Annotated in this window: 25 protein-coding genes; 10 read left to right on the top strand and 15 right to left on the bottom strand. The window is 66.1% G+C overall.

Annotated features, from left to right (window positions below; genetic code table 11):
- Window positions 1–29: 29 nt before the first annotated feature.
- The 6 genes from BJY26_RS10755 to BJY26_RS10730 all read left to right on the top strand — a co-directional run bounded on the left by BJY26_RS10755 (window position 30) and on the right by BJY26_RS10730 (window position 6,745).
- Window positions 30–1,004 (top strand): quinone oxidoreductase family protein, encoded by a 975-nt coding sequence (locus BJY26_RS10755; protein ID WP_179428139.1) that lies wholly within the window; start codon window positions 30–32, stop codon window positions 1,002–1,004.
- Window positions 1,005–1,177: 173 nt separating this feature from the next.
- Window positions 1,178–2,644: an MFS transporter gene (locus tag BJY26_RS10750; RefSeq protein ID WP_179428137.1), complete on the top strand. Its 1,467-nt coding sequence runs from the start codon at window positions 1,178–1,180 to the stop codon at window positions 2,642–2,644.
- 66 nt (window positions 2,645–2,710) lie between these two features.
- Window positions 2,711–3,643 carry a dihydrodipicolinate synthase family protein gene (locus tag BJY26_RS10745; RefSeq protein WP_179428135.1) on the top strand — a complete coding sequence of 311 codons (933 nt, stop codon included), beginning with the start codon at window positions 2,711–2,713 and terminating at the stop codon, window positions 3,641–3,643.
- A 134-nt stretch (window positions 3,644–3,777) separates the two neighbouring features.
- Window positions 3,778–4,980, top strand: a complete 1,203-nt coding sequence (locus BJY26_RS10740; protein WP_179428133.1) for a M20 family metallopeptidase — start codon at window positions 3,778–3,780, stop codon at window positions 4,978–4,980.
- Window positions 4,977–5,306, top strand: coding sequence for a hypothetical protein (locus BJY26_RS10735; protein WP_179428131.1), 330 nt, complete (start codon window positions 4,977–4,979; stop codon window positions 5,304–5,306). The genes BJY26_RS10740 and BJY26_RS10735 overlap by 4 nt, the downstream gene beginning before the upstream one ends.
- Window positions 5,303–6,745 carry a sodium:solute symporter family protein gene (locus tag BJY26_RS10730; protein WP_179428128.1) on the top strand — a complete coding sequence of 481 codons (1,443 nt, stop codon included), beginning with the start codon at window positions 5,303–5,305 and terminating at the stop codon, window positions 6,743–6,745. The genes BJY26_RS10735 and BJY26_RS10730 overlap by 4 nt, the downstream gene beginning before the upstream one ends.
- Here BJY26_RS10730 and BJY26_RS10725 read toward each other — a convergent pair.
- The 5 genes from BJY26_RS10725 to BJY26_RS10705 all read right to left on the bottom strand — a co-directional run bounded on the left by BJY26_RS10725 (window position 6,689) and on the right by BJY26_RS10705 (window position 13,627).
- Window positions 6,689–8,095: an amidase gene (locus tag BJY26_RS10725; protein ID WP_179428127.1), complete on the bottom strand. Its 1,407-nt coding sequence runs from the start codon at window positions 8,093–8,095 to the stop codon at window positions 6,689–6,691. The genes BJY26_RS10730 and BJY26_RS10725 overlap by 57 nt on opposite strands.
- 25 nt (window positions 8,096–8,120) lie before the next feature.
- Window positions 8,121–8,903, bottom strand: coding sequence for an SDR family NAD(P)-dependent oxidoreductase (locus BJY26_RS10720; RefSeq protein WP_179428125.1), 783 nt, complete (start codon window positions 8,901–8,903; stop codon window positions 8,121–8,123).
- A 2-nt stretch (window positions 8,904–8,905) separates the two neighbouring features.
- Complete coding sequence (pheT, locus tag BJY26_RS10715; protein ID WP_179428123.1) at window positions 8,906–11,437, bottom strand: phenylalanine--tRNA ligase subunit beta; 2,532 nt, start codon at window positions 11,435–11,437, stop codon at window positions 8,906–8,908.
- Window positions 11,437–12,495 (bottom strand): phenylalanine--tRNA ligase subunit alpha, encoded by a 1,059-nt coding sequence (gene pheS / locus BJY26_RS10710; RefSeq protein WP_179428121.1) that lies wholly within the window; start codon window positions 12,493–12,495, stop codon window positions 11,437–11,439. Before pheS ends, pheT begins: the two co-directional genes overlap by 1 nt.
- 244 nt (window positions 12,496–12,739) lie before the next feature.
- Entirely contained in the window at window positions 12,740–13,627 is an 888-nt protein-coding gene (locus BJY26_RS10705) for a putative RNA methyltransferase (RefSeq protein ID WP_218852365.1), read from the bottom strand.
- Window positions 13,628–13,698: 71 nt separating this feature from the next.
- On the opposite strand from BJY26_RS10705, the gene BJY26_RS10700 reads away from it, so the two are divergent.
- Window positions 13,699–15,066: an MFS transporter gene (locus BJY26_RS10700; protein ID WP_237249006.1), complete on the top strand. Its 1,368-nt coding sequence runs from the start codon at window positions 13,699–13,701 to the stop codon at window positions 15,064–15,066.
- Between the two features lie 27 nt (window positions 15,067–15,093).
- On the opposite strand, the gene BJY26_RS10695 is transcribed toward BJY26_RS10700, so the two are convergent.
- The 4 genes from BJY26_RS10695 to infC form a co-directional block, all read right to left on the bottom strand.
- Window positions 15,094–15,921, bottom strand: a complete 828-nt coding sequence (locus BJY26_RS10695; protein WP_237249005.1) for a TrmH family RNA methyltransferase — start codon at window positions 15,919–15,921, stop codon at window positions 15,094–15,096.
- Window positions 15,922–15,931: 10 nt separating this feature from the next.
- The gene (rplT, locus tag BJY26_RS10690) at window positions 15,932–16,324 is read right to left on the bottom strand and encodes a 50S ribosomal protein L20 (protein ID WP_179428117.1); all 393 of its coding nucleotides are present in this window, start codon (window positions 16,322–16,324) and stop codon (window positions 15,932–15,934) included.
- A gap of 92 nt (window positions 16,325–16,416) precedes the next feature.
- On the bottom strand, window positions 16,417–16,611 hold the full coding sequence (gene rpmI, locus BJY26_RS10685; RefSeq protein ID WP_179428115.1) for a 50S ribosomal protein L35: 195 nt from the start codon (window positions 16,609–16,611) through the stop codon (window positions 16,417–16,419).
- Between the two features lie 77 nt (window positions 16,612–16,688).
- Window positions 16,689–17,318, bottom strand: a complete 630-nt coding sequence (gene infC / locus BJY26_RS10680) for a translation initiation factor IF-3 (protein ID WP_372465374.1) — start codon at window positions 17,316–17,318, stop codon at window positions 16,689–16,691.
- Between the two features lie 316 nt (window positions 17,319–17,634).
- Here infC and BJY26_RS10675 point away from each other — a divergent pair, with 316 nt between their 5' ends.
- From BJY26_RS10675 to BJY26_RS10665, 3 genes are all read left to right on the top strand, one after another.
- The gene (locus BJY26_RS10675) at window positions 17,635–17,982 is read left to right on the top strand and encodes a DUF1844 domain-containing protein (protein WP_179428111.1); all 348 of its coding nucleotides are present in this window, start codon (window positions 17,635–17,637) and stop codon (window positions 17,980–17,982) included.
- A 163-nt stretch (window positions 17,983–18,145) separates the two neighbouring features.
- Window positions 18,146–18,571: a Fur family transcriptional regulator gene (locus tag BJY26_RS10670; protein WP_179428109.1), complete on the top strand. Its 426-nt coding sequence runs from the start codon at window positions 18,146–18,148 to the stop codon at window positions 18,569–18,571.
- Window positions 18,572–18,627: 56 nt separating this feature from the next.
- Complete coding sequence (locus BJY26_RS10665) at window positions 18,628–20,166, top strand: catalase (RefSeq protein WP_179428107.1); 1,539 nt, start codon at window positions 18,628–18,630, stop codon at window positions 20,164–20,166.
- Window positions 20,167–20,212: 46 nt separating this feature from the next.
- Here the strand turns inward: BJY26_RS10665 and BJY26_RS10660 are convergent, their stop codons facing one another.
- The 6 genes from BJY26_RS10660 to BJY26_RS10635 are packed head-to-tail and all read right to left on the bottom strand — an operon-like array spanning window position 20,213 to window position 24,742.
- The gene (locus BJY26_RS10660) at window positions 20,213–20,980 is read right to left on the bottom strand and encodes an SseB family protein (RefSeq protein ID WP_179428106.1); all 768 of its coding nucleotides are present in this window, start codon (window positions 20,978–20,980) and stop codon (window positions 20,213–20,215) included.
- Window positions 20,980–21,726, bottom strand: a complete 747-nt coding sequence (gene priA, locus BJY26_RS10655; RefSeq protein ID WP_179428104.1) for a bifunctional 1-(5-phosphoribosyl)-5-((5-phosphoribosylamino)methylideneamino)imidazole-4-carboxamide isomerase/phosphoribosylanthranilate isomerase PriA — start codon at window positions 21,724–21,726, stop codon at window positions 20,980–20,982. The genes BJY26_RS10660 and priA overlap by 1 nt, the downstream gene beginning before the upstream one ends.
- Window positions 21,723–22,403, bottom strand: a complete 681-nt coding sequence (gene hisH, locus BJY26_RS10650) for an imidazole glycerol phosphate synthase subunit HisH (protein ID WP_179428103.1) — start codon at window positions 22,401–22,403, stop codon at window positions 21,723–21,725. Before hisH ends, priA begins: the two co-directional genes overlap by 4 nt.
- 16 nt (window positions 22,404–22,419) lie before the next feature.
- Complete coding sequence (locus BJY26_RS10645; protein ID WP_179428101.1) at window positions 22,420–23,031, bottom strand: hypothetical protein; 612 nt, start codon at window positions 23,029–23,031, stop codon at window positions 22,420–22,422.
- Window positions 23,028–23,633 (bottom strand): imidazoleglycerol-phosphate dehydratase HisB, encoded by a 606-nt coding sequence (hisB, locus tag BJY26_RS10640; protein WP_179428100.1) that lies wholly within the window; start codon window positions 23,631–23,633, stop codon window positions 23,028–23,030. Before hisB ends, BJY26_RS10645 begins: the two co-directional genes overlap by 4 nt.
- An 11-nt stretch (window positions 23,634–23,644) precedes the next feature.
- On the bottom strand, window positions 23,645–24,742 hold the full coding sequence (locus tag BJY26_RS10635) for a histidinol-phosphate transaminase (RefSeq protein ID WP_237249002.1): 1,098 nt from the start codon (window positions 24,740–24,742) through the stop codon (window positions 23,645–23,647).
- Window positions 24,743–24,769 lie beyond the last annotated feature (27 nt).

Below are 24,769 nucleotides of genomic sequence, written 5' to 3'. Positions count from 1 at the left end.
AAAATCACGCACCAATGATGGAGGCACAGATGGCGCAAGCGATTCAGGCAATGCGGGCAGGCGGACCGGAGGTTCTCGAGTTCGTCGACGTCGCGGACCCGGTCCCCGACGCCGGGCAGTTGCTCGTGAAGACGGCGGGCGCCGGCGTGAACTTCATCGATACGTACAAGCGGTCCGGGGTGTACCCGATGGATTACCCGCATATCCCGGGTTCGGAAGGCGCCGGAACCGTCGCAGCGGTCGGCGAGGGCGTCACGAGCCATGCGGTCGGTGACCGCGTCGCCTGGCACGACTCCCCCGGCAGCTATTCCACCCTGGCAGTCGTCAACGCCGCCCGTGCGCTCACCGTGCCGGACGGCGTCGACGACACGACCGCGGCAGCCATCCCGTTGCAGGGGCTGACCGCCCAGTACCTGGCGACGTCGAGCTACCCGGCCGGGAGCGGTACCACGGCTCTCGTGCATGCCGGAGCCGGCGGCGTCGGGCTTCTGCTCACGCAAATTCTCAAGCATCTGGGCGCGCGCGTGATCACGACCGTCGGCACCGACGAGAAGGCGGAGCTCTCCCGCGGCGCCGGCGCCGACGACGTGTTCCTCTACGGCCCCGGCGTCGACATTGCCGGGACGGTGCGCGATCTGACGTCCGGACGCGGCGTCGATGTCGTCTATGACGGGGTCGGCAAGGACACGTTCGACGCCAGTCTCGAGTCCCTGGCCGTCCGCGGAACGCTCGTTTTGTTCGGCGGTGCCAGCGGGCAGGTGCCGCCGTTCGACATTCAACGCCTCAACTCGGCCGGCTCGTTGTCGCTGACGCGCCCGACGCTCGCGCATTTCGCGTTGACGCGCGAAGAGCTCGATACCCGGGCGTCGATGCTCTTTGACGGCTTGAGCGCCGGCTGGCTGAACTTCCGGGTGGGCGCAACCTACCCGCTCCGCGATGCCGCCCGGGCCCACCGCGATCTGGAGGGGCGTCAGACGACGGGGAAGGTCGTATTGATCCCCTAGGCTCGTCACGCGGCGAAGCCGTGCGCAGTGGTGCCGACCGGAAACGATCCGGTCGGCACCTCGTGTTTACACGCCGGATCTCCCAATGCTAGGTTTGTCACATGTTGGACGTCTGATGTCCTATGTCATGCCATCCATCGGCAACCGAGTTGCCGCAGTTTTGGAGACCACGAATGAGCGAAGCAAAGACGCGCACCGCCTGGTACCGAGAAATTTCCGCGAGCCAGTGGAAATCCTTCATCGCCGCATGGCTCGGCTACTTTCTCGACGGATTCGATTTCGTCCTCATCACCCTGGTTCTGACCGAGATTTCCCAAGAGTTCCACCTCACCACCGTGCAAGCGGCAAGTCTCATCTCGGCGGCGTTCATCAGCCGCTGGTTCGGCGGGCTGGCGATCGGTGCCATCGGCGACAGGTTCGGCCGCAAGGACGCCATGATCACGTCCATCGTGCTGTTTTCCGTCGGATCGCTGATCTGCGCGATCGCTCCCGCCTACTGGGTTTTGTTCGCCGCCAGACTCATGATCGGTCTCGGCATGGCCGGCGAATACGGCACCAGCTCGACCTACGTGATCGAATCGTGGCCGGCCCGCATGCGCAACAAGGCCAGCGGGTTCTTGATCTCCGGCTACTCCATCGGCACAGTCGTGGCAGCACAATGCTACGCACTCGTCGTCCCGCAATTCGGTTGGCGGGCGCTGTTCGCGATCGGGCTCATCCCGATAGTCATCACGCTCTGGCTGCGTCGCAGCCTGCCCGAATCCACGTCGTGGCAGGACGCGGCCGCCCGACGCGGCGATACGAAGCGCACGCCCGACATGCTGTCGGTCTTGTTCACCGGCAAGTTCACGGCAGTCAACGTGATCACGGCACTCATCGCCATTACGGCACTCATCGTCATCTTCTCCGAGACCGCCCCCGGCTGGCTCGTCGCAGTGCTCGGCGTCATCACGGCTGCCGTCTTCGTCTCGTACATGGTCCAGTTCACCGGGAAGCGCTGGGCGATCGGGCTCATCGTGATGTTCACGGTGTTCTGCGCGTTCCTCTATTCGTGGCCCATCCAAGCACTGCTGCCGACCTATTTGAAGACGGGACTGCACTATTCGGCGCACGACGTGTCCAATGTGCTGTTCTTCTCCGGCTTCGGCGCCGCAGTCGGCTGCTGGGTGGCCGGGTTCACGGGCGACAAGTTCGGCACCAGGCGCGCCTACTGGGTGAGCCTGCTCATTTCACAGATCGTGATCTTCCCGGTCTTTGCCATCGGCGGGAACAGCCTGATCCTGCTCGGGCTCCTGCTCTTTGTCCAACAGGTCTTCGGTCAAGGAATTTCCGGCTTGCTCCCCAAGTGGATCGGCGCATACTTCGACGTGGAAAAGCGCGCTGCGGGCCTCGGGTTCAGCTATAACGTCGGGGCACTCGGCGGGGCCGTGGCGCCGGTCCTCGGCGCGAGTCTGGCCACCACCATGCCGCTCGGGACGGCGTTGGCGGTCCTCTCGTTCGGTCTCACCTTCGTCGTGATGATCCTGATCGGATTCAATATCCCGACCCGGATCCAAAAACTCGTCGACCCGCAATCGGTATGGGACAGCGACACCGCCGACGGCGGCAAACCGACGCAGGACATGGCATCGGCGTTTTGACGTCGCCGTCGCCACCACTATCAACCCCGTACCGGGAAGCCCGGTACCGCAAAACAAGGAGCACTCATGACAACCATTGACCGCTTGACCGGGGTCGTCCCGCCGCTCGTCACGCCATTGAATGACGACTACTCCGTTGACGAGAATTCGCTCACGCGACTCGTCGACCATTTATTGAGCGCCGGCGTCGACGGCCTGTTCGTCCTCGGCTCAACCGGCGAAGCAGCCCTGTTGCCGCCGGCCGAGCGCGGCCGGGCCGTCGCCGCGGCAGTGGCAGCAGCCGACGGCCGGGTGCCGGTTTTGGTCGGAGCCATCGATACCGCGACGCTACGCGTGATCGAACACGTGCGGCAGGCCGAAGAACTCGGTGCGGACGGCGTGGTCGTCACGGCGCCGTTCTACACCCGGACGCACCCGGCCGAGATCGACAGGCACTTCCGCGACGTCAAGGCCGCTACGTCACTGCCCGTGTTCGCTTACGACATCCCCGTATCGACCGGGACGAAGCTGTCTGCCGGCCTATTGACGAACCTCGGCCGCGACGGCGTCATTGCCGGCGTCAAGGATTCAAGCGGTGACGATGCGGGGATCCGCGCCCTGGTGCTTGCGGCGCACGATGCGAACCTCGCCGGATTCTCGGTCCTCACCGGTTCCGAACTCACCGTCGACTCGGCATTCGGATTTGGCGTCGACGGGAACGTGCCGGGACTCGGCAATGTCGACCCGGCCGGGTACGTACGGCTTTATCGCGCCACCGCCGAAGGCCGGTGGGAGGACGCCCGAGCCGAGCAGGAGCGCCTCATTCGGTTGTTTGGGCTGACGGACGCCGCGGACGTCGACCGGATGGGCCGGGCATCGTCCGCTCTTGGCGCATTCAAGGCCGCATTGCACTTGCTCGGCGTCATCGACAATCCGGTGACGGCGCCGCCGTACCTACCGCTCAGCGCGTCGGACACCGAATTCGTCAAGGGCAAGCTCGTCGAAGCCGGTCTGCTGTGACTGGCCGCCGCCAAGTCTGAAATCGCGGACGCGCGCACCGGGCGACGACTTGTGAACGCGGTCACATCCTGGAAATATCCAATAGGGCGGGCCTTGCCGACGCCCGCCACGCGCCCTATTGGAAAGGCCGGTATATGACCGACTCGTCAGTTGCCACGCCCGCCGTCCGGAACGAGCTGAAGGAAGTCGCGCTGAGCGCTGCGGCTGCGGCCCGCGACGAAGTCGTGGGTCTCAGCCACGATATGCACGCACACCCGGAAGTGGCGTTCGAAGAACATCGGACGGCCGACGCCATCACGGCAGTCTTGAGCCGGCACGGTTTCTCCATCGAGCGCGGCGTTGCCGATCTGCCAACGGCATTCGTCGCCACTGCCGGCTCCGGCGACCTCACGATCGGCATCTGCGCCGAACTCGATGCACTGCCGGGAGTCGGCCACGCGTGCGGGCACAACGTGATCGCCGGCGCCGCCGCCACCGCCGGGATCGCGCTGGCCCACGTGGCCGATGCGGCAGGGGTGACGGTCAAGGTCTTCGGCACCCCGGCCGAGGAATTCGGCGGCGGCAAGATCTTCATGTTGAACGCCGGCGTGTTCGACGGTGTCCACGCCGCCATGATGGTGCACCCCGGCACCAGTGAGTACGCCGACCACTACACCCGAGCCGTCGTCGACCTCGACGTCACCTACACCGGCAAGGCGGCCCACTCGGCCGCCGCGCCGAATGAAGGGATCAACGCCGGCGACGCCGCCACCGTCGCCCAAGTCGCCATCGGCCTGCTCCGGCAGCACCTGAACCCCGGCGATCTCGTCCACGGCATCATCACCAAGGGCGGCGAAGCGCCGAACGTCGTGCCCAGCGAAACCAACCTGCTGTACGATGCGCGGGCCAATACCATTGCCGAGCTGGACGGCGTGAAAAAGCGGCTCCGCGCATGCTTCGAAGCCGGCGCCACCGCCACCGGGTGCAGCGTCGACATTGCCGACGAATGGCCGGCATTCTCCGAGTTCCGCAATGACGATCCCATGGTCGACTTTTACCGGGCAAATGCCGAGGCGCTGGGCCGCACATTCACCCGGACGCCGATGCAGCAGCGGCTGGCCGAGGCCGGATCGACGGACATGGGCAATGTGTCGCTCGCCATGCCGGCAATCCACCCGACCATCAAGGTCGATGCCCACGGTGCGTCCAACCATCAGCCCGAATTCGCCAGGTGGTGTGCCGAGCCGGACGCGGATCAGGCACTGTACGACGGCGGCGTGAGCATGGCGTGGACGGCAATCGATCTGGCCACCGACGACGGCCAGCGCGCGCGACTGCTCGCGGGCCGGGACGCATGAGGCGCGCCGATACGCCGTCCCGCAAGCAGAAGTCGCTCTGGCTCATACTGTGCCTGCTGCCGGTCATTGCGGCGTTTGCCTTGCAATGGTTGCCGATCTTCAACGGTCCGTACTTGTTCCTGGGGATGCCGACCATCCTGTGGTGGAGTTGCATCCCCGGCAGCGCGCTCGTCACGCTCGTGCTGGTACTGATCGAGAAGACGCGCCCCGACCTCGGCCGGCAGGACGAACTCGATGACCGGGCCACCCGGGCCGCGGAGGCCCGTGAGGCCGAGGCTCGGGAAAAGACATCCGGCGGGACCACCGACGGGAGGACCCGCGGATGAGCACCATCGAATTCGTCACCCTCGGCGGGATCGTCCTGGTCGCCGTCCTCGGCTTCATCGGACGCCGGCACCCGAATACCGACCTGGCCGACTGGACAGTGGGCGGGCGGCGCTTCGGAGTTGCCACGACGTGGCTGTTGCAAGCGGGCGAAACTTTCACGACCTTCACGTTCCTCGGCACTGCCGGACTTGTCGTATCCGGGGGCGCCGCGGCCTTCTACTCGATGCCGTATGTGCCGCTCGGCTACCTGCTGCTCTACTTCATCGCGCCTAAAATCTGGCGGATGGCGAAGTCGCACGGACACTTGACGCAAGCCGACTTCCTCGAAAACTCGTATTCGTCGCGCACGCTCGGCACGCTGGCCGGAATTGCCGGCGTCGTGTTCTTGCTGCCGTACCTGCAATTGCAGATCACCGGGCTCGGTTTGATAGTTCAGCTGGTGACCGGCAATCACACCACCGGCGTGTGGTCGATGGTCATCGCGTTCATTCTCGTTGTCGCGTTCGTCCTCTGGTCCGGGCTGCGCGGCGTTGCCACGACCGCGTACTTCAAGGATGCGCTCATGCTCATCATGCTGTTCGTCGTCTGCATCGCCATCCCGATCCATTTCACCGGCGGCTTCACGAATGTGTTCCATCAAGTGCAGGAGACGATGCCGTCGCTGTTGTCGGTGCACGGCCGGGGCGACTACGGCATCCCCTGGTACATCTCCAATATGGCCATCAGCGCGATCGGCGTTGCGTTCATGACGCTGCCGCATGGCTGGCCGCCCGTCCTGGCAGCCCGAAATTCCACAGTTCTTCGCCGCAACTACTTGTGGTTGCCGATCTACAACACGTTCATCGTGATGCCGCTGATCGTCGGCTACGTCGCGGTAGTGATCCTCGGTCGGTCCACCGACGCGGACGCCGCACTGCTGCACCTGGCCGGCCGGATGTTCCCGGACTGGCTGATCGGCGTGCTGGCCGTGGCGGGGATCACGACGGCAATGGTTCCGTCGGCCGTCTTGTTGATTGCGATTTCCACTCTTGTCTCACGCAACATCGCCCGGGTGAAGTCCGCTCGCCGGCAATACACGGTCACCCAGGTGACTGTCGTGGCCGCCACCGCGGCGTCCCTGATCTTGGCCATCGTGATGCCGGACCTCTTGGCCAATCTGCTGTTGCTGACTTTCTCCGGGCTCGATCAGCTGGCACCGGCAATCGGCGCGGCGCTGCTGTTCCGGCGACGCATCAGCGCCCAGGCGATCATTGCCGGGATCCTTGCCGGCCTGGCGGTCGTCATCGTGTACACGTTCTGGCTGGTGCCGCCGTGGGCCGTCAGCGAGGGCATCATCGGCCTGGGCGTCAACGTGCTGGTCGTGGCGGCCTGGGAAGGCATTTCAGCCGCGACCGGCCGGCGTGATGCCCCGCGCGAGCTCGCCGGCCAACGACAGTAGGGTTGCTTCGTCGCTGGGCCGGCCGATCAGTTGCGCGCTCATCGACAGCCCCGACGGCGCCCACCACGTGGGCACGGTGATCGCCGGCAGGCCGACCACGTTGAGCATCGACGTGTACGGGCTGTATTCGCATTGGCGCCTGTAGTCGAGGTCGGCGTCGCCTTCCCAATACCAGCCGATCGGCGGCGGCAGCCGGGTGAGTGCCGGCGTCAGGATGACGTCGCATGCGGAATATTGCTTGATCACGCGGGCCTCGAACCGACGTAAGGCGCCCACGGCGCGAGTCAGATCGGGTCCGGACGCCGCGGCGGCCCGGCGGCGGAACATTTGCGTCAACGGGGTCAGCCGTTCCTGACCTCCGTCCGGAAGTCCGAGGGTCGCCACGCCCGACGTCCACACTGCGGTGAATGCGTCCGGATAGTCGGTGCCGTAGTCGATGTCGACGTTGTCGACCGTATGGCCCGCCGCAACGAGGGTACGGACGGCCGCGTCCATCGAGTTCCGGGCCTCGGTCGACAGTGATGTGTCGCACCAGCCGTCGAACGGGGACGCCGTGCTGACGCCAATGCGCAGCCTCGCCGGTGCACGCCGCGCCGCCTCGCGGAACGACAGGCCGGCGGGTGCTGCCGTGACGGCGCGGGGCGGGGGCCCCGTGACGAGCGCGTCGAGCAAGAGTCCGGCGTCCTCGGCGGTGCGGGCCAGTGGTCCGGCCACCGCCACGCCGGCAAGATCCTCCTGCGCCGAACCGCTCGGGACCCGGCCGCGGTTCGGTTTCAGCCCGATCAGGCCGGTCGCCGCTGCGGGAATCCGAATCGAGCCCCCGCCGTCCGTGCCGGGGCCGAACGGGATGAGCCCCGCGGCGACCGCCACGGCGGAGCCGCCCGACGATCCGGCGGGGCTGAGCCGAGTGTCGGCGGGCAGCCGGGCCGGCGGCGCTATCAGGTTCTCGGTGTATCCGGTCAGCCCGAACTCGGGCACGTTGGTCTTCCCGACACTGACGGCGCCCGCATCGTTCATTGCCCGCACCATTGGCGCATTCCTGGTCGGCACGTGGTGCTCAAACGCAGCGCTGCCGTACGTGGTGCGCACGCCCGCCGTGTCGGTCAAGTCCTTGAACGCCAGCGGCATGCCGTGCAATGTGCCGAGCGGGCCGCCGGCCGCCTGCCGTTCGTCGGCGGCGGCCGCCGCGGCCCGGGCCTCGTCGGCGGTGACAGTGATGAAGGCCGCCAACTCGTCGTTCCGGGCGGCGATCCGTTCCAGATAGTGTTCGACAAGTTCTCGGGAACTGAGTTCGCCGCGGCGGATCGCATCGCGTTGCTCGGCGGCGCTCAGATCATGCAATTCGCCCATGGTCCGAACGTAGCAGCAGCGTCGGTCAGTGCACGCGCAGGAGCCGGGCGTCGCCGGAGAGGCCGGCGGCGGCCTCCTTCTTAAGCGATTCGGGGCTGTCGGCGCCGACCCGGATGTACCTGCCGGAAAAGTCGTCCAGCTCGCCGGCGGCGATGGCCACGATCATCCCGGCCAGCTGTTCGGGCGTCGTCCATTCGGTGCGGCCGGCATGCATGGGCATTGCGGCGGTCATTTCCGTCTGGACGACGCCGGGCGCCATTTCAAAGATCCGGATGCCGTGTTCGGCACCGTACGTCCGGACGGCCTGGGCGAGCCGGAACAGTCCGGCCTTCGACGCGCCATAGGCCGAATAGTCGTCCATTCCGGTGGCGCCGCCGCCCGAATTCAAGTCGACGATGCGCCCGCCGCCTCGCTCGATCATGCCGGGGGCAATCCTCCTGATGAGGTTGAACGGGCCGACCAGATTTGTCTGGATGACACGCGACCATTCCTCGGGGTCGACGTCCCACGGGCTGGCCGGGGCGTCTTCAATGGTGCCGGCGTTGTTCACGAGCAGTTCGAGCGGATCGTCGTCGCCGGCAAAATCGAGCGCGGCAGTGACGCCGATTTCCACGGAGTCCGGAATGGCAACGTCCATGCCCACGGCAAGCGCCGTGCGCGGCCGGCCGGCATTCAGTTCGGCGGCCAGATCTTCGACTTTGGCCGTGTCGCGGGCAGTGACGACGACTCGCCAGCCCGCCGCGGCAAGCGCGCGGGCCAGGATGTTGCCAATGCCCCGCGATGCGCCGGTGACCAATGCTGTTGCCATGCTTACGCTCCTCTGACTTCGGCCCCGAACCGGGCGATTGCCTGTTCTGCGGCGGCCTGCCGTGCGCGGGTCGCCTCGTCGGCCGTCAACGTGCGGTCGGGCGCCCGGAAGGTGAGCCGGTAGGCAAGCGATTTGCGGTACTCCCCTACCTGTTCGCCTTCGTACAGGTCGAACAAGTGGACGGTCTCCAACAGGTCGCCGGCGCCGTCCCGCAATGCCTCGGTCACGTGTGCGGCAGGCACGTCGCGGCCGACGATCAAGGCGATGTCCTGCGTCGCGGCGGGATACGTCGACAGCACGCCGGTGTCCTTTGTAGCGGAGGGCTCGGCCGTGACGACGTCCAGATTGACCTCGAAGGCAACGGTTCGCGCCGGCAGATCCAGCGACTCGCAGACCTTCGGATGCAATTCGCCGGCATAGCCGAACTCGGCGCCGCTGGGCAGGGTCACCCGCGCGCAACGGCCCGGATGGAACGGAGCGCGGTCGGCCGATTCCACTATCGCGTCGACTCCGGCCACGCCGGCGAGCCGACGGGTCAATTCAATGGCGTCGTGCGCGTCGGCCGGACGGCCGGGGCCCCACCATCCCGCGGCGTCGAGGCGCCCGGTCAGGACTGCGGCGAGGTGGCGCGGTTGCGGCGGCACGGCGTCGAACACGGCTGCGCGTTCGTCGTCGCTCGGGAAATATCCGGGCGCGTACCGCGGCGCCTTCCGCACGGTGCGTTCGACAGGCACGGTGACGAGGCCGGTTTCGAAGACCGCCACGTCCTTGTTGCCGCGGCCGATGTTCCGCACCGCCGCATCGACGAGCGTGGCAAGTAGCGACGTGCGCATGAGCGGCTGGTCGTCGGCGATCGGATTGGCCAACCGGAAGTTGAACCGGCGCGGGTCGTCCGAGTCCAGCTGGAAATCGTCGTGCCGGCCGGCCGAGGTGAACGGGTAGGTCAGCACCTCGGTGATGCCGAGGTCGGCCAACAGGTTCGACGCATTTCGGCGGTAGCGCTGGGACGCCGTCAGCCCGGTGCCCTTCCGCGCGCTGGGCAGCACCGACGGGATCGATGAGTAGCCGCCGAGCCGTGCCACTTCCTCGACGTAGTCGACGGGGCGAACGAGGTCTTGCCGCCAGGAGGGCGCCGTGAGCGCGAGTTCGTCGCCCTCGCGTTCCACCCGGGTACCCGTCGCTTCGAGAAGCCTGACGACGTCGTCCTCGGAGTAGTCGACGCCGACAATCGCGGCAGGCAATCCGAGCGCCATGCGCACCGGCGCGGCGGGTATGCGCTCATCCACGTCGGTGGCCGCGTCGTCGGCACTGCCGCCGCCGTAACGCACGAGAAGGCGCACTGCCAGCTCGGCCGCGTGCGGGGCGAGCGCGTGATCGACGCCCCGCTCGTACCGGCGGGACGCTTCGGACGACAATCGGTGGCGCCTGGACGTGCGCGCCACGGTGACGGGTTCGAAGTGGGCGGCCTCGATCGCCACGGCGCTCGTGTCATCGCCGACTTCCGTGTCGGCTCCGCCCATGACGCCCGCCATGCCGAGGATGCGGTCGCCGCCGGAATCGGTGATGAGCAGATCCTCGGGGTCCAGGGTGCGGGTCTTGTCGTCGAGGGTGGTGAGCGTTTCCCCGGACCGCGCGCGGCGAACCGTGATGCCGCCGTGGAGCAGATCGGCGTCGTAGCCGTGCAGCGGCTGGCCGGTTTCCAACATCACGTAGTTCGTCACATCGACGATCAAAGAGATCGATCGCATGCCGGCTTGAAGCAGGCGGTGACGCATCCAGTACGGCGTGGGGGTCGTGGCGTCGAGACCGCGGACGATGCGGACGGCGAACCTGTCGCAGCCGGGCACGTCGTGGATGGGGGCGTCGTCGGCCAGCGTGACGGCGACGGCATCCGGCAGCGAAGCGGCGTCCGGCACGTCGACGGCGGCCGGGTCGGTGAACGGGATGCCTTTGAGCCCCGCGTATTCGCGGGCGACGCCGCGGATGCTGTATTCGTAGCCGCGGTCGGGGGTGACGTTGACGTCGAGTGTGTGCTGGTCGAGGCCGAGCAACACCGTCGCGTCGTCCCCGGCTTCGCCGGAAAGACCGAGATCGGCCAGCACGATGATGCCGTCGTGGTCGTCACCGAGGCCCAGCTCCCGCGCCGAGCAGATCATTCCGTCGGAGACGTGGCCGTAGGTCTTGCGTGCGGCGATCCGGAAGTCTCCCGGCAGCACGGCGCCGGGCAAGGCTGCGACGACCAGGTCGCCGGCGGCAAAGTTGTGCGCACCGCAGACGATCCCGCGCGGCTCGGCTTCGCCGGTGTCGACACGGCACCAGTTGACGGTCTTGCCGTTGGAATGCTTTTCCGGTTCGAGCTCGAGCACTCGCGCAACAACGAGGGGCCCGGTGATCTCGGGGCCGAACAGCTCTTCTTCTTCGAGCCCGATCGAGGCCAGTTCGGCGGCGAGCCGCTCGGCATCGCCGGCCTTGGTAGCGGAAAGTTCGGTTGCGCCCGGCACCAGATCGGCGAGCCAGTTCATTGGTACGCGCATTAGTTGCTCACCCCGTATCGTGCCGAGAACCGCACGTCGCCCTCGATGATGTCGTGCATGTCCGAGATGCCTTCTTGGAACATGAGAGTGCGTTCGATGCCCATGCCGAAGGCGAACCCTTGGTAGCGGTCCGGGTCGATGCCCGCCGAGCGCAGCACGTTCGGGTGCACCATGCCGCAGCCGCCCCATTCGATCCAGCCGGCGCCTCCGCGCTTTTGCGGGAACCAGAAGTCCATCTCGGCGCTGGGTTCGGTGAACGGGAAGAAGTTCGGACGCAGCCGCGTACGCGAGTCGGGGCCGAACATGGACCGGGCGAAATGATCGAGTGTGCCCTTCAGATTCGCCATGGTCAGGCCCTCGTCGACGGCGATGCCTTCGACTTGGTGGAACACGGGCGTGTGCGTGGCATCGAGCTCGTCGGTGCGGAACGTCTTGCCCGGACAGACGACGTAGAGCGGCACCCCTCGATCTTGCAATGACCGGGACTGCACCGGCGACGTGTGTGTGCGCAACAACAGGCCCGCATCGATCGGGTCGACGAAGAACGTATCCTGCATTTGCCGGGCCGGGTGGTCGAGCCCGAAGTTCAGCGCATCGAAGTTGAGCCATTCGGCTTCGACCTCGGGGCCTTCGGCGATCTCCCAGCCGATGGCAGTGAAGTGATCCGCGATTCGCTCTTGTAAAAGGTGCAGCGGATGCCGGTAGCCGGGTCGACGGCGATCCGCCGGCAACGTCACGTCGATGGTTTCCTCGGCCAATACTGCGGCATCGCGCTGAGCCTGCAGCTCGGCCAGGCGCTCCTCGTACGCTTTTTTCACGACTGCACGAGCTTGCCCGACAAGCTTGCCGGCCGCCCCGCGTTCGGATCCGTCCAGGCTGCCGATCGTACGGTTCGCCAGTGCCAACGGCGATTTGTCGCCTTGGTGTTCGGTGCGGACCTGTTTGAGCGCGTCGAGCGACTCGGCGGCGCCGAAATCGCGCACTGCCGCGTCGCGCGCAGCGCCGACCTGGGCTTCGTTCCGGGGGTCGACCTCCACAGGAGTGTCACCGTCGGGCATGAATACGTGTCCTTTGCGTTGTCGGGGGTCGGGCCGGATCGCCGCGGCCCGGCCGTTGCATCACTGCTACGTCACTGCGCCCAAGTCTAATGACCCGGCTCGGCCGCCACGAATCGCACTCGGCTGCCGGACGCCGTCCGCCCGTTTTCGGCAAGCGGCTCGTCCCGCCCGCCGAGTGGTGGCCAATGGCTGCAGAATCGGCGATTCCGCAGCCATTGGCCACCACTCGGCGCGGGCGAACAGCCTATTCGGCGCGCCGGAACGTGCGCACGCTCACCGACACCGTCACGGGAAATGGCGCCGGTAATTCGGCAACTCGAGTTCGGACCTCGCCCGGATCGCGGTGGAAGGCGTTCGGCCCCATCATTGCGGCAGTGAAAACGTCCGCGTGCGACAACTCCACGCGGTATTCGATCTCGCGCGCGCTGCCGGCCTCGAAAATCGCCAATTGCGCGGCAAGCCGTTCGGCCTTGCGGGAATCGACGGCCATCAGTCCCAGGGAGCTTCGCAATTCCGACAAATGCCGATCCGTCGGCGTCACGACCACGAGGACGCCGTCCGGGGCCAACACCCGGGCGATTTCCGCAGGATTTCGCGGCCCGAAGATCGACAACACCGCGGACGCGGCGCCATCGCGAACCGGCACCGAATTCCACACGTCGGCGGCGACTGCCGCCACCCGGCCGTGTACCCGGGCAGCACGGCGCAGCGCGTACTTCGACAGGTCCACGACGAGGCCGTGTCCGCCGGGAATCGCCTCCATGACCCGTGCCGCGTAATACCCGGTGCCGCCGGCCAGGTCGATCACGAAGCTGCCGCGATGCGCGTCCGGCGGACAGTCGACCGGCTTCCGCCGAACGCCGTCGGGTTGCGGAGCCTCGCGCAGAACGTTCACCACGGCGTCCGCAATCGGCGCGTAATGGCCGGCCGTCAAGAACTCGTCCCGCGCCCCGACCATCGCCGCCGTGTCCGAAATACGAGAACCGGCCCCCGTGACAAGGCCTGCGTATCCCTGCCGCGCGATATCGAAGCTATGCCCGGTAGCGCACGCCAGCGACCCGCCGTCCTCGGTCATCGACCTGCTGCAAATCGGACACGCCAGGTTGCGCGCAACGTCCGATAATGCGCTCACGGCTCCTCTTTCCGGTCCCGGCGGCGGAGGCGATCCCCGGCCGAACTCAACGATACGAGAGACTGGAGCATGTGACTAAACAGCGCGGAATCGGCCTCACGCTTTCTGCCTTGAGTCTGGGGACGGCGCTCAATCCGCTGAACTCGTCGATGATCGCCGTCGCACTTGTCGTGCTGCGCGGCGACTTCGATTTGAGCGTTGCCACCGTGACGTGGGTCATCACGTCGTTTTATTTGACGTCGGCGGCCGCGCAACCGCTCATGGGCCGGCTCGCCGACAGGTTCGGCCCCAAACGCCTCTTCATCATCGGCATGGCGATAGTCGCCGTCACCTGCGCGTTGGCGGGGTTTTCGCCGAACTTTCTCCTCGTGTGCATCGCCCGCGTCTTCATGGGGATCGGGACGGCGACGGCGTTCCCCAGCGCCGTGGCGATGGTCGGCGAGCTCAGTCGGATTGCAGGAGTCCATTCGACGAAGCCGCTCGGTTACATCCAGGTCGCCAACACGGCCGGCGCCGCCATCGGACCGGTCGTGGGTGGATTGCTCGTGAGCCTCGTCGGCTGGCAGGCCCTGTTCTTCATCAACGTCCCGTTGGCGCTTGCCGCACTGATCTCGGTGCAACGGCTTGCGCCGGCGGACGACGCACGCGATCACGGCACCGTGGGCGCAGCCGTGCGCGATTCGGACATTCCGGGCATCGCCACCTTCATTGCGGCGCTTGTCTCACTGATGCTGGCGGCGTTGAACCCGCTTCCGGATCTCCGCTGGATCCTGTTGGGCGTCGGAATCGCGGCAGCTGCGTTATTTACCTGGCGCGAGCTTCGGTTTTCGGGGCCGTTCCTGGACGTCCGACTGCTTGCGGCGAACCGCCCCCTGTTGACGATGTACGTGTGTTTTGCCGTGTTCAACGGCGTCTACTATTGCGCGTTCTTCGGACTCCCGCAGCTACTCCAGGAAGCGGGAGGCTACGGAGCCGGAGTTGTCGGGCTGTTGATGTTGCCGTTGGCTGCCATCTCGGTCTTTCTGACGCCGGCGGCGGTGCGCAGCATCAATCGGCGAGGCGTCAAGCCCGTGCTCGTTGCCGGCGTCATTGGACTTGGAGTCGCCTCGGCGCTGTTGTGGCTGCTTGCCGCCTCGTTCGCCGTGCCGCTGGTATTGGCGTTGACTGCGTTCCTCGGCATTCCGTACTGCGTCGTCAGCATCGCTTCGAGTCAAGGCATGTACGCGTCGTCTCGGCCCGAAGACACCGGCGTTGCCGCGGGGATCTTTCAAACGTTCCGGTATATCGGCGCGATCGGGGCGACGGTCATGATCGGCATTCTCTACGCTCCCGGCGTGAATGCCGCCAGTTGGTCGACGATCGTGCCGGTGATGGTGGGCTTGAGCGTCGTCGCGTTGGTACTCGCGGCTCTCTGGAAGGGCCGCAGTGAGGTGGCGTGAACCGCGCGGAGGCCGGCCGGCGGGTAGCTACTGCCGTTGGCTGCGGGCCGAAGCGTAGAGGCACACGGCGGCGGCCGCTGCGACGTTGAGGCTTTCGGCGCGCCCGTAGATCGGGACGGCGACGGCAGTGTCGGCAAGATCGCGGTCCCCGGCCGGAAGCCCCCACGCCTCGTTGCCGAACACCCAAGCCGTCGGCGGCACCAGGTCGACGGAGAACAGGTCGACCGCCGGTTGATTGCCGTCGGCTGCCAGGATCTGCAGGCCGGCCGACCGGACGTCCGCAGCGATCTGCATCAACGGAACGCCGACGACGATCGGCAAATGAAACACGCTGCCGGCCGTGGAGCGGACAGTCTTGGAGTTGTACAGGTCGACGCTGGCATCGGTGACGATGACGGCGTCCGCGCCGGCCGCGTCGGCGGCCCGCACGATGGTGCCGGCGTTACCGGGGTCACGCACCTGTGACAGCACTGCGACGAGACGGGGCCGGGCATCGAGCACCGATTCAAGGGATACGTCGAGGAAATCACAAACGACGATCATGCCCTGCGCATGGACGGTGTCGGCCATTTCGGCAAGCACGTCGTCGGTGCATTCGCGGAATTCGACGCCGCGGGCCGCGGCCCGGTCGAGGATTTCCGGATGGCGTTCCGCGGCGTCCGCCGTCATGAACGCTGCGCGAAGCCCGCTTGTCGGCACGGCCGCCAACGCTTCGGCGATGGCGCCGGGGCCCTCGACGATAAAAAGTCCTGCCTTGACACGCGCCGAGCGCCTGGTCAGCTTCGCATATTCTCGAACCCGCGCGGCGCGGGGGTTGGACAATACCGGCTGAGCCAGGCGCTCGGAGGATGTCACTGAGGCGTCGTTACGCGGCAGAATCGGACTTCGCAGCGTTGACGTCGTCGGGCAGCGCCTTCTTCGCGGCCTCGACGAGGGCGGTGAACGCCTTCTCGTCGTTGACTGCCAGATCGGCCAGCATCCGACGGTCGACCTCGATTTCAGCTGCCTTCAGGCCCTGGATGAAACGGTTGTACGTGATGCCGTTCGCACGGGCCGCGGCGTTGACGCGCTGGATCCACAGGCGACGGAAATCGCCCTTGCGGGCGCGGCGGTCACGGTAGTTGTAGACGAACGAGTGGATCGTCTGCTCTTTGGCCTTGCGGTACAGCCTGGAACGCTGGCCGCGGTAACCGCTGGCCCGTTCGAGAATGACCCGACGTTTCTTATGAGCGTTGACCGCCCTCTTGACGCGTGCCACGAAAATCTCTCCTTAAGTGCGTACTAAAAATGGTTTCCGCCGGTACGCGCAGCACTGTGCACGGTGACCGGCAGGTCGCCGACCTATCGGGTTCAGCGACCGAGCAGCTTCTTGGCCTTCTTGGAATCGCCCGGGGCCATGACCTGGTCGATCTGCAGGCGGCGCTTGCGGCGCGAGGACTTGTGTTCGGCCAAGTGCCGGTTGTTCACCTGTTCGCGCATCACTTTGCCGGTACCCGTCAGGCGGAACCGCTTTTTAGCACCACTGTGCGTCTTTTGCTTCGGCATAGCTGCCGTCTCTCCTTCGTTGCCGAGCGGGCCGGGGCCCGCCACGTTTCGGTAATAACCGCCGCGTCGTGCGGTGGTTATGCCTTGCTGGAATCTGCAGTATTTGATTCGGCCGGGTTTGATTCGGCCGGGTCTGTCTTGGCGTCGCCGGCTTTTGCTTCTTCGGCTTTGGCCGCCTCGTTCTTGGCACGCGATTGCTCGCGCTGTGCCTCGCGCCGCGCGTCGGCCTTGGCGTCCGACTTCGAACGGTGCGGTCCGATGACCATCACCATGTTGCGCCCGTCGACGCGCGGAGCCGATTCAACGGCACCGAGATCGGAAACCTCGTCGGCAAGTTTGTTCAACAGGCGCATTCCCATCTCGGGACGGGACTGCTCGCGACCGCGGAACATGATCATGACCTTGACCTTGTCGCCGGCGGCCAGGAAGCGCGACACGTGGCCCTTTTTCGTCTCGTAGTCGTGCGCATCGATCTTCAGCCGGAATCGGATCTCCTTCAGCACCGTGTTGGCCTGATTCTTTCGGGCCTCACGCGCCTTCATGGCCGACTCGTACTTGAACTTGCCGAAATCCATCAGCTTGGTCACTGGCGGCTTTGCCTGCGGAGCGACTTCCACGAGGTCGAGATCGGCCTCCGCTGCCAGGCTCAGTGCCTTGTCCAGCGACACGATGCCGACTTGCTCACCGTTCGGACCGACCAACCGCACCTCCGGGACGCGGATCCGGTCGTTAATACGAGGCTCGCTAATGTTAAAAGCTCCTTCATCTTTGCTTGTCCGCAAATGAGGAAGGCCCCCATCTGCAGCGCAAAAGGGAGCCTTGAAAACACGCACGGACTTGACGCTCATGTCCGCTCACGAACCCGGCCGCCGACGGCGATCTTCGGGTGGGAGTGAAGGCCTCCTCTTGCTTGCTGTTTCAGCTTATCGGACGGGAAGGCGTCGTCGACAGTCGATGAGAAGATTCTCGATCGAGCCGCCCCGCCGTGCGCTGCTACAGCCGAACTATGACAAGGTTACCAGCATGAACGACGCAACTACGAATTCCGAGGCGCGAGACATCGCCGAGGTCCCTGCGGTGGAGATCATCACCACCGCCGCCGTGCACCTGATGAGTGCCGCGGCCGTCAAATGCGGTCTGGCCGACGAATCGGACGGCGGTAAGGACCTGACCGACCTGGACGAGGCTCGCAAATTGATCACCTCGCTGGCCGGGCTCATCACCGGAGCGTCGACGGAGATCGGCGATCATCATGCCCGACCGCTGCGCGACGGCCTTCGTTCGCTGCAGCTGGCATTCCGCGAGGCGTCCGACTACCAGGATGCGCCGGGCAGCGGCCCCGGCGAGAAATTCACCGGCCCCGTCAGCTGAACCCTATCGGCCGGCGCCCGCTTCACCCCGGGCTCACCGCTTCTGTCCCGTCATAGGAAGCCATTTCCGGTTGATTATCACGGATCAACTCAAGTCAGTTGCCTTATTAATTCGAATCATTCGCTTGTTTGAATGATTCCAGAAAACTGTCTACGGTGGAGTCATGCCCACCGACTTCGCCGATCGCTTGCGTTCGTCCGGCTTGCGAGTGACGGCGGCACGGCTGGCCGTCATGGCCGAGCTCGACAACGCGCCCCATTCCGATGCCGAGGCGCTCGGTGACGGCGTCCGCGCCCGGCTGGGCACCGTGTCGACGGCTGCCGTCTACGATGCGCTGAATGCGTTCACCAAGGCCGGCCTGGCTCGCAAACTCGATCCGTCGACTACTGCAGCCGCGCTGTACGAACTGCACCACAGCGATAATCATCACCATCTCGTGTGCCGGCTGTGCCGCGAAATCGTCGACGTGCCGTGCGTGACCGGAGCGGCCCCGTGTCTGACGCCGTCCGACACCGCCGGATTCGCCGTTGACGCAGCCGACATCACCTTCCGCGGCATCTGCCCCGATTGCCTGGCCCGGGAAGCCTGACCGCCGCCCACCCGACACACCGACAATAGGACCCACCCATCGCAAAAGGAGAACTTGTGAGCGAAGGCACCACGCACGTCACGACGAACGATTTCGGCGCCCCGGCCGGCAGCGACCAGCACTCGCTGACGATTGGCCCGGGCGGCCCGATCCTGCTGCAGGATCATTACCTGATCGAAAAGCTCGCCCACTTCAACCGTGAACGCGTGCCGGAGCGCGTCGTCCACGCCAAGGGCGGCGGCGCCTTCGGGACGTTTACCGTGACCAACGACGTGAGCAAGTACACGAAGGCGTCGTTGTTCCAGCCCGGCTCCGAAGTGGAGATGCTTGCCCGCTTCTCCACGGTCGCCGGCGAACTCGGCTCCCCCGACACGTGGCGCGATCCGCGCGGATTCGCGCTGAAGTTCTACACCGATGAAGGCAACTACGACCTCGTCGGCAACAACACGCCGGTCTTCTTCATCCGTGACGCCATCCAGTTCCCCGACTTCATCCACTCGCAAAAGCGCCGGTCGAACACCGGACTGCGCGATAACAACATGCAGTGGGACTTTTGGACGAACGTGCCGGCCAGCGCCCACCAAGTGACCTGGGTGATGGGCGATCGCGGCATTCCGCGCACCTGGCGCCACCAGAACGGTTACGGCTCGCACACCTATCAGTGGATCAACGCCGCAGGCGAGCGGTTCTGGATCAAATACCACTTCATCAGCGACCAGGGCATCGAATATTTCACGCAGACGGACGCCGACGAGATGGCAGGAATCGACGGCGACTACCACCGCCGCGACCTGCAGGAGGCAATCGACCGCGGCGACACCCCGAGCTGGACCCTCAAGGTGCAGATCATGCCGTACGAGGACGCCAAGACGTACCATCTCAACCCGTTCGACGTGACAAAGGTGTGGCCGCACTCCGACTACCCGTTGATCGAGGTCGGCACGATGGAGTTGAGCCGCAACCCCGTCGACTACTTCGCCCAGATCGAGCAGGCCGCATTCGCACCGTCCAACCTCGTGCCGGGCATCGGACTTTCGCCGGACAAGATGCTGCTGGGCCGAGTCTTCGCCTACGCCGACACGCATCGCCACCGCATCGGACCGAACTATGCTCAGCTGCCGGTCAATGCGCCGAAGACTGAAGTCAACTCGTACAGCCGCGACGGCGCGATGACGTACAAGAACTATCCGAAAGACAGGGCCGAATACGCGCCCAACTCGTACGGCGGCCCGCACGCGGATCAGTCCTTGTCGACCGAGAACAACTGGGAATCAGACGGCGACATGGTTCGACAGGCCTACACGCTGCGTCCGGACGACGACGATTTCAGTCAGGCCGGTGCACTTGTCCGCGACGTCATGGACGACGCGGCACGCGACAGATTCGTCGGCAACGTCTCGGGCGCCCTGTTGGGCGGCGTGACCGAGCCGGTGCTGCTCAAGGCGTTCGAGTACTGGAAGAACGTGGACGCCGAGATCGGTTCCCGGATCGAAAACGTCGTGCGCTCGGCGCAGGCGGAGAACCAAGGCTCCGCAACCGCGAATTCATCGCCGGGCCGGGACACGGACGACGAACTGCTTGCCGCCCGCCGCTAGGCCCCGGTCGGCTCCGCGCCGCCCACGGCCGGGCGCCGCGCCGTGATCATTGCACCGTGATTGCCAGGGAATCAATGCCCTCGGCAATCACGGTGCTTTGCGTGAGGGCGTTTTGAAAACGGGTCAGCACGTCGGTGAGCTCGTCACGGCCGAGTCCGGGCACCATCGTCAACTCGAGCCGGGCCTCGGTATCGGTCCCGGGTAGGCAGGCGATCTCCGTGATGGCCGGGATGCCGGCCGCCGCGCGGTCAAGTGCGTCCGCGACGTCCGGATCGGCCCAGGACGGCGTCCACGGCTTTCCCTGCGCCAGCGCCCAGACGGCGGGCCGCCGGACGAGAAACGCGTAGTCGGTGCCGGGGTCGATGATGACGAGCTGCGCGTCCTCGGACACCGCAGAGAGCATCAAGCGGACGGATTCGACCGGGACCGGGCGCGCTTCGCTCGACCACGCCGCCAACAGCGCCACCGAGGTGAATGCGGGAACGGTCCGGCGCCCGTCGGGCGCCGCAACGGTCACCATGGCCATATCGGCGCTCTTGTCGGCTTCGAGCCCGTCGTCGGTGGTCTCCGTCTCGCCCGGCGCCGCGACGATGGGGACGAATAGCCGTGCCGGAGCCAAAGCTTCGACGACCGCCCGGTGCCGGTCGGCAGACGTCGACCCGACGGCCGCGCGCATCAGCTCGACGAGCTCGGGATCGGACTCCCCCGTGTCGCCGGCAAACGGATTGGGCCGCAGATCGCGTCCTGCCCAGGGCACCCCCGCGGAGTCGGAACCCGTCGGGTCGGAACCGGTGGAAAAGGGTCCGGCCGGCATCAGTCGAGTCCGGCGACGTCGAGAGCCGCCTCCAGCGTGAAGTTGCCGGCATAGAGTGCCTTGCCGACGATTGCGGCATCGACGCCGAGCGGCACGAGTTCGCGCAAAGCCGCAATGTCGTCAAGGCTCGAAATTCCCCCGGATGCCACGACCGGTCGGTCGGTCTTGCGGCAGATCCGGGTCAGCAGGTCGACGTTCGGCCCGGCCAAGGTACCGTCCTTGGTGACATCGGTGACGACGTACCGCGCACATCCGGATTCTTCGAGGGCAGCGAGGACCTCCCACAAGTCGCCACCCGGCTCCGTCCAGCCGCGTGCGGCGAGCGTCGTTCCGCGCACGTCGAGACCGACCGCGACTTGCGAGCCGTATCGGGCGATCACGTCCGCCGTCCAGTCCGGATCCTCCAAGGCGGCAGTGCCGATGTTGATGCGGGCCGCGCCGGTGTCGATGGCCCGTGCCAGCGACTCGTCGTCACGGATACCGCCGGAGATTTCGACGTTGATGTCGAGTGCTTTGACAACCTTGCGGAGCAGTCGATGGTTGTCGCCGCGGCCGAACGCGGCGTCCAGATCCACCAGGTGGATCCACTCGGCGCCGGACCGCTGAAAATCGAGTGCGACGTCCAGCGGCGATCCATAGTCGGTTTCACTGCCGGCCTTCCCTTGCACCAACCGCACCGCCTTGCCGTCGACAACGTCGACGGCCGGCAGCAGTGTCAACCGGGGAGTATCGCTGAGCTCGCTCACGTTTGATTCCTTTTGTCGCTGTCTTTCGGGTCTGCTTCGCCGGCCCCCGCGCCGGGCCGTGCCTCGTCGGCGCCGAGGCCGGCGGCCCAATTGACAAGGAGACGACGTCCGGCCTCCCCGGACTTCTCCGGATGGAATTGGGTGGCCGACACGGGCCCGTCCTCGACCGCTGCCACAAAGCGCCCGCCGTGCTCGGCCCACGTCGTCAGGGCGCCGGGCGGACCGTCGGATGCGGCGTACGAATGCACGAAATAAAAACGCTCGCCGCCAATCCCGGCAAACAGCCGACTGCCTTCCGGCGGGCTCACTTCGGACCACCCCATATGCGGGACGACGGGAGCGCGCAGCCTCGTCACGGTGCCGGGCCAGATGCCGAGCCCTTCGGACTCGATATCGCCCTCGACGCCGCGCTCGAACAAGACCTGCAGGCCGACGCAGATGGCGAGCGTGGGGCGCCCGTCACGGATGCGCTGCCGGATCAAGTCGTCGCCGCCGGCGTCCGCCAGGCCTCGCGCAACCGAGGCAAACGCGCCGACGCCCGGAATGATGACGCCGTCCGCGTCACCGGCCCTGGCAGTGTCGCTACTGAGCACGACGTCCGCGCCGGTGCGTTCGGCAGCCCGCACGGCGGAGCGCACGTTGCCCGACCCGTAGTCGAATACGACGATGGTGCTCATGACCGGCTCCCGCGCGTCATGCCGAGTTCGCCGTAGCGGCTGTGACAACTTTGCGAGTGCGCCACGCGGCGATGACGACCAAGACGACTGCCACGGCGACGCCGATCCAGGCCACGGCGGAGCCGGCAATTGCCATCACGGCGAACACGATGCCCAGGATGGCTGCACACACGACACCGAGAATCCACACCGCAGCGGTGCGGGCCACGCGTGCCCTCTCACCGGTCATTGTCGCGGCGCTGGCTTGCCGACGCGACATCGATCGCGTGTCGATGCTTCCTTTCACGGCGCTCGGTTCGGTGCGGCCCAACACCAGATCTTCGAGTTCGTCCGGGAGGCTGGACAGTGCCAGCCCGGCGGGCACGTCGTTCTCGTGCTTGCCGTGGCGCCATTGCGAGGCGTCGATATGTTCCTCGGTGCTGATCAAGAGCAGAAGTTCGTGCCGGCCGGCCAATTCCGACAGTGAGGCCGCAGCGGTCCGGGCTTCGTCCGAATCGTCGCCCAACGCGATGGCGCTGAAATCGCCGACCGGCACGACAGTGCCGTGGATCTTCGCCAGCACGCACGCCGCGGCCAGTTGATCGGGCCGGCCGAACGGTGTCAGTGCAATGATGCGGGTGGCCGTCACAGCGCGCCTTTCGTGCTCGGGACGCCGCTGACCCGCGGGTCGGGTTCGATCGCCGATCGCAGGGCACGGGCCACTGCCTTGAACTGGGCTTCGACGATGTGATGCGGGTCGCGGCCGGCAAGAAGCCGCACATGCAGGGCGATTCCCGCGTGCAGCGCCAGCGATTCAAACACGTGACGCGTCAGCGATCCGGTGAAGTGACCGCCGATCCGGTGATAGGCCTGCCCGTCCGGCTCACCGGTGTGCACCAGGTACGGACGACCGGACACGTCAACGACCGCTTGCGCCAACGCTTCGTCCAGCGGGACGACGGCGTCGCCAAAGCGTCGGATTCCGGCCTTGTCGCCGAGCGCCCCGCGCAACGCCTCGCCAATGACTATCGCCGTGTCTTCCACCGTGTGGTGGACATCGACGTCGGTGTCGCCGTTCGAGGTCACACTGAGATCGATGAGCGAATGCTTGCTCAAGCTCGTGAGCATGTGATCGTAAAACGGCACGGTCGTGGCTATCGACGATTGACCGGTCCCGTCGAGGTTGAGTTCGACGCGAACCGACGATTCACTTGTCTCCCGGCTCAGGCTAAAGACGCGGTCGTCACTCATGGTCGTGCCTTTCACTGGGTGGAAGCGCTGTGCAGGACGGCGGCCAGCGCTTGCAGAAAGCTGGTGGTTTCGGCTTCGGTTCCGGCGCTCACGCGCAGGTAGCCGGGAATGCCGACGTCCCGCACCAGCACATCACGGTCGAGCAATGCCTGCCAAGTCGCCTCCGAATCGTGCAGCCCACCGAAGAACACGAAATTGGAATCGGACGGAACCGCCCGCAAGCCAAGCTCCGTCAACTCCCGCACAATACGGTCGCGCTGGTCCTTGAGCGCCTCGACGCCGTCCAGCAGTTCATCGGCGTGGTCGAGGGCCGCGCACGCCGCAGCCTGCGTCAGCGCCGACAAATGGTACGGAAGCCGCACCAGACGCAAGGCGTCAATGACGGCCGGATCGGCTGCCAGATATCCCAACCGCGCCCCGGCCAACGCAAACGCCTTGCTCATGGTGCGCGAGACGAGCAGGCGCGGTCGGCCAGGCAAGAGCGTCAGTGCACTGGGGGTGCCGGCGCGAGCGAATTCCGCATACGCCTCGTCGACGACGACTATCCCGTCGGTCGATTCGTACGCATCGCGCACGACGTCCAGTTCAAGCGCGGTGCCCGTCGGATTGTTCGGTGAGCAGAGGAATACGACATCGGGGCGCTTTTCGCGCACGATGCGGACCGCGTCGTCACGGTCGATCCGGAAATCGTCGTCCCTGCGGGCTTCGATCCACGTCGTCGACGTGCCGGTCGTGATAATCGGATGCATCGAATAGCTGGGGGTGAACCCGATGGCCGATCGTCCGGGCCCGCCAAATGCCTGAACGATCTGGGACAGCACCTCGTTCGAGCCGTTTGCCGCCCAGATGTGCTCCGGAGTCAGCCCGTGGCCGAGATAGGCGGCGAGCTTCTCCCGCAAGACAGTGAAATCGCGGTCCGGATATCGGTTGAGGTCGCGAACCTGCCCCGCCAATGCCTGCACGATGGCCACCGCGACGTCCTCGGGCACCGGGAAGGAATTTTCGTTGGTGTTGAGCCGCACGGCGACGTCCAATTGCGGGGCGCCGTACGGAGTGCGGCCGCGCAAGTCTTCGCGGAGCGGCAAGTCGGAAATGGTCACATCGGTCACGTCCCGATTTTACCCGCCCGGACGACT

Origin of the sequence: Spelaeicoccus albus (assembly GCF_013409065.1) — a bacterium.
In the GTDB taxonomy this organism is placed as follows: domain Bacteria; phylum Actinomycetota; class Actinomycetes; order Actinomycetales; family Brevibacteriaceae; genus Spelaeicoccus; species Spelaeicoccus albus.
This window is presented reverse-complemented; position numbering and strand designations above follow the sequence as displayed.

What these genes read in the sequence shown, in the direction of transcription:
- BJY26_RS10755 (WP_179428139.1), top strand. Translation starts at nt 30, where the DNA reads ATGGCGCAAGCGATTCAGGCAATGCGGGCAGGCGGACCGGAGGTTCTC.
- BJY26_RS10750 (WP_179428137.1), top strand. Translation starts at nt 1,178, where the DNA reads ATGAGCGAAGCAAAGACGCGCACCGCCTGGTACCGAGAAATTTCCGCG.
- BJY26_RS10745 (WP_179428135.1), top strand. Translation starts at nt 2,711, where the DNA reads ATGACAACCATTGACCGCTTGACCGGGGTCGTCCCGCCGCTCGTCACG.
- BJY26_RS10740 (WP_179428133.1), top strand. Translation starts at nt 3,778, where the DNA reads ATGACCGACTCGTCAGTTGCCACGCCCGCCGTCCGGAACGAGCTGAAG.
- BJY26_RS10735 (WP_179428131.1), top strand. Translation starts at nt 4,977, where the DNA reads ATGAGGCGCGCCGATACGCCGTCCCGCAAGCAGAAGTCGCTCTGGCTC.
- BJY26_RS10730 (WP_179428128.1), top strand. Translation starts at nt 5,303, where the DNA reads ATGAGCACCATCGAATTCGTCACCCTCGGCGGGATCGTCCTGGTCGCC.
- BJY26_RS10725 (WP_179428127.1), bottom strand. Translation starts at nt 8,095, where the DNA reads ATGGGCGAATTGCATGATCTGAGCGCCGCCGAGCAACGCGATGCGATC.
- BJY26_RS10720 (WP_179428125.1), bottom strand. Translation starts at nt 8,903, where the DNA reads ATGGCAACAGCATTGGTCACCGGCGCATCGCGGGGCATTGGCAACATC.
- pheT (WP_179428123.1), bottom strand. Translation starts at nt 11,437, where the DNA reads ATGCGCGTACCAATGAACTGGCTCGCCGATCTGGTGCCGGGCGCAACC.
- pheS (WP_179428121.1), bottom strand. Translation starts at nt 12,495, where the DNA reads ATGCCCGACGGTGACACTCCTGTGGAGGTCGACCCCCGGAACGAAGCC.
- rpmI (WP_179428115.1), bottom strand. Translation starts at nt 16,611, where the DNA reads ATGCCGAAGCAAAAGACGCACAGTGGTGCTAAAAAGCGGTTCCGCCTG.
- BJY26_RS10675 (WP_179428111.1), top strand. Translation starts at nt 17,635, where the DNA reads ATGAACGACGCAACTACGAATTCCGAGGCGCGAGACATCGCCGAGGTC.
- BJY26_RS10670 (WP_179428109.1), top strand. Translation starts at nt 18,146, where the DNA reads ATGCCCACCGACTTCGCCGATCGCTTGCGTTCGTCCGGCTTGCGAGTG.
- BJY26_RS10660 (WP_179428106.1), bottom strand. Translation starts at nt 20,980, where the DNA reads ATGCCGGCCGGACCCTTTTCCACCGGTTCCGACCCGACGGGTTCCGAC.
- hisH (WP_179428103.1), bottom strand. Translation starts at nt 22,403, where the DNA reads ATGAGCACCATCGTCGTATTCGACTACGGGTCGGGCAACGTGCGCTCC.
- hisB (WP_179428100.1), bottom strand. Translation starts at nt 23,633, where the DNA reads ATGAGTGACGACCGCGTCTTTAGCCTGAGCCGGGAGACAAGTGAATCG.